General features: G+C 36.9%; 2 protein-coding genes and 1 pseudogene. All 3 read right to left on the reverse strand.

What is annotated here, in order from left to right:
• Positions 1-645: 645 nt before the first annotated feature.
• Positions 646-1,905, reverse strand: coding sequence for a glycosyltransferase family 4 protein (locus O9295_RS20105; protein WP_288034824.1), 1,260 nt, complete (start codon positions 1,903-1,905; stop codon positions 646-648).
• Between the two features lie 485 nt (positions 1,906-2,390).
• Positions 2,391-3,365 carry a class I SAM-dependent methyltransferase gene (locus O9295_RS20110; protein WP_288034826.1) on the reverse strand — a complete coding sequence of 325 codons (975 nt, stop codon included), beginning with the start codon at positions 3,363-3,365 and terminating at the stop codon, positions 2,391-2,393.
• A gap of 13 nt (positions 3,366-3,378) precedes the next feature.
• Positions 3,379-3,597, reverse strand: a pseudogene (locus O9295_RS20115) (glycosyltransferase family 2 protein); the annotation flags it as partial.

Raw genomic sequence — 3,597 nt, forward strand, 5'->3', positions numbered from 1 at the left:
CCGATTTTGAAGGGGTCAATTACCTAATTTTCAGGGAAAAAGTCCCGGAATTTTCCCCCCGATCACTCCCATATCTGGTACTTTTTGATTTACAAAAACTCTAAAAGTCTTAACCAACAAGGGTTTTACCATTATTCAGCAAGCCCTATTTATTATGATGATATTAGCGTCGAGAACGATGAATTTGAGTCTCACTTGTCCAAATCCTTTCTCTGATTGGCTCTATCCGCTTCACACATCTGACGAAACTCACGAACAATATCGTCCTCGGAAATTCCCTTTTGACTTAACAGGTACTCAAATTGAGCGGCCACCGCTTGTAAGGCAGCGATATCGGCGCTTTTACTCCCCTGTTTAACGGGGAAATAGAACCCAACAGTTTGACCGTGACGTAGTACCTCAACGGGAGTCTCACCGTATAGGTATTTAGGGAGTTCGCTCCGAAATTATCGCACCCCAATTTTCTCAATGTCATGCTTATCCATAGTCTCTCTCGTTGTGTTCACACTGTGAACAGAGTGTAGCACTATTTAAGAAGGGATATCTACAAATAAATTTGCTCATGTTTTACCATGAACACTAGGGAAAATTTTTACTCGCTAGAATTTCAGACGGAGGCAAAATATTATGGCAATTATAGCCTAACTATCCATTGCTCTGGCTCAAGATATCACTGTATAACTCTAAATATTTTTCTGCCTGTAACTCGCAAGTAAATTGCTGCTCGACTTTTTGCCTTGCCCGAATGCACAATTGGTTATACCTTTCTGTATCTTCTAATACCCAATTAATTCCGCTTGCCAAGTCTTCCACCTCGAAGGGTTTGGCCAGATAACCATTCTCTTGATGTTCGATCATATCAGGCATTCCACCAATTTTAAAAGCAACAGAGGGAGTTCCACAGGCGAGAGCTTCCATGACTGTGTTAGGAAGATTATCCTCAAGGGAGGGAGCGACGAAAATATCGGCGGCGGCATAGACTAAAGCTAGGGAAATGTCATCATTTAATCTGCCTAAATAATGGGTTTTCAGTCCAAAATCAGGCGGATTAACTGGTTCAGAAGCACCGAAGACCACTAACTCTAATTTATGCTGCCATATTTCCCCCTGACTGAGTTTTTTTATAGCAGGTAGCAGCAGATGAAACCCTTTTCGGTTATCGCTTGTTGCCGTCATAGCACCGAAGAGAATAAGCTGTTTATCTTGGGGTAATCCTAAGAGATGGCGAGCAATTTTTTTCTCGATTGGTTTATACCTTTGAATATCTAAGCCATTGGCAATTACTTCTATCCGTAAATCCTGAAATAGAGAACTATTTCTAGCAGAATCTGCTAACCATTGACTGGGGGTAACAATAGTCAGATTTAGATTTTTCCAAGCTTGAGCTTTTCGCCACCAAACCCAACGAGAAATATCCCCATCTTGCTGACTTTTTAATTGAGGACAATGACCACAGGATTGGGTATAGCGATCACATTCTCCACTATAATGACAACCACCCGTAAAAGGCCACATATCGTGAGCCGTCCAAACAAGAGGTTGCTTAAATTTGGCTAGGGTTTCAATTTGTAAAAACCCGGCATTAATCCAGTGTAAGTTAATAATATCTGGACTAATTTGGGCTACTCTAGAAACAAGGCGATCGGGAAGCCATTGGATAGAATAAGGTGTTCTCTCTCTTTGAGAATATAATGACAAGGGCAAGTGATCAACCCCAGGTATTAGTTTCGTCCATCCCTTCATTAATTTACTTGCTGGCGATAAAACAGTATAGTCATCAGTCGTTTTATCATTAACTAGCATAGTCGCTGCTACACTGATCCGATGTAACCCTTCATGCAGACGATGAGCGGCTATAAAAGCCCCTCCTTGACTATCAGAATTACTTAGTAAACAGACTTTCATCACTCTCAAGAATATTTGATCAATTTGCAATAGTCTTCCACGGTTAGCACCCAGATCGAAAAGTCTATATGTTGATATTCCAATAACCTTTACATCAGAGCCACTTGGGAAGTGTTAAGATTATATCTCTCGACTTTAAATTTCAGTTTTCTGAACAGTTTTTTGAGCGATTTTTTAATCATAGATTTTACCAAATGAAGTATTTTGCATTATTTTTCAATTGACATAACTTATAGCAATTATCTTAATGGCGAGATACAAAGTCTCGGGTTTTAGAGAACGCCGGAAGTGCGGAACAGTCGCTGGTGGTTCAGAGATGCGGTAAGCGGCTGCATAGCCACCGCCTCGACCGTCAGAGTGACTAAGTAAGCAAACTTTCATAGCTTGATAAATTCATTAATTAATTAAATTCTCCAACTGAATCCTGGTTATTTACATATAATTTATTTTTTAGAGAAGTCTCATAGGTGAGAAAATTCTTAGTTTTACTTAGAACTAATTGTTTTCTGATAGACAACGGTTATAGAGTGACCATTGGGCAACATTTTAAGATCGGTAAATCCTTTTTCTAAAAATCTACTAGCTAATGATGATATCTTTGATATAATTTTATAGGTCAAAGAACAGTCAATTAATTTTTTATTATCATAAAATGCCAAGTTGTTTGTTATAGCTTGTGAAAGGAAACATGATAAATACAGTTTTTTATGTATATCTTCTAATTTTTCATGATGGATATTAATGACATTAAGTTTAAACAAATCAGCAATATATTGTAAAGTCTTCTCAGACCACCAACTAACATGATGTGGTGGCATATTCAAAATATTATTTTTTAGCAAAGAGATAAATGAATCAGCACTGGGAACTGAATAAATCAATATTCCTCCTGGCTTAAGACACTCAATACTAGCTTCTATAAAAGTATAAATATCTGAAATATGCTCCAATACTTGAAATGCACAGACTACACTGTACTTTTGCGTGTTATTAAGAGCATGATCTTGTATGGACTCATTTAAAACAGTAATACCATCTTTTTCTGCTAAATTTTTTGCTTTTTGACTAAACTCAAGTCCAATATAATCTTGACAATGAATTTTTCTAGCAAATGCGCCTTTGCCACATCCTATTTCTAGAACACAATCTACTTTTTCAATATATTTACTTGCATATTCGTATTCATTTTTTTCCTGCAAATAATACCATTCAAAATTCTGTAATTTTTCATAAAAATTTTCTGAACCCGTTATCATCGGAGAGAAAAAATAAAGCTCTGATTCAAGAGAGTGGTAAAAATCTATCTCTTGAATATTACCAAACTCTGAAGCTACATCACAGTTCAGCACTTTTTTATAGAGACTTACTAAGTCACTGACAGCTATTTTTTCAACTAAGACAATTTTCGAGCTTCCGCTTAGGGGACAATATACTGATTCTTGGTTCATTGGCTCTGTCATAATCATTCTAAATTTAATTGACAAAAACTTTGACTGATGACAATTTTCTCAAGAATCTGGAGAACAAGCTAGAGTCAAAGAGATGACGATAAGTAAAATCATCTGCCTCAACATGACGCAGCAAAAATGGAGGATGTTTTAACGGAAAATTCATTTCTTTAACAGGAAGATTTGCCACTCTACTTTTACTACCAATTGTATGAGTAGCATCTTCACGAAAACCAATATTACT

It is taken from the genome of Microcystis sp. LE18-22.4A (genome assembly GCF_027531105.1).
GTDB lineage: Bacteria > Cyanobacteriota > Cyanobacteriia > Cyanobacteriales > Microcystaceae > Microcystis > Microcystis aeruginosa.

What these genes read in the sequence shown, in the direction of transcription:
- O9295_RS20110 (WP_288034826.1), bottom strand. Translation starts at nt 3,365, where the DNA reads ATGACAGAGCCAATGAACCAAGAATCAGTATATTGTCCCCTAAGCGGA.
- O9295_RS20105 (WP_288034824.1), bottom strand. Translation starts at nt 1,905, where the DNA reads ATGAAAGTCTGTTTACTAAGTAATTCTGATAGTCAAGGAGGGGCTTTT.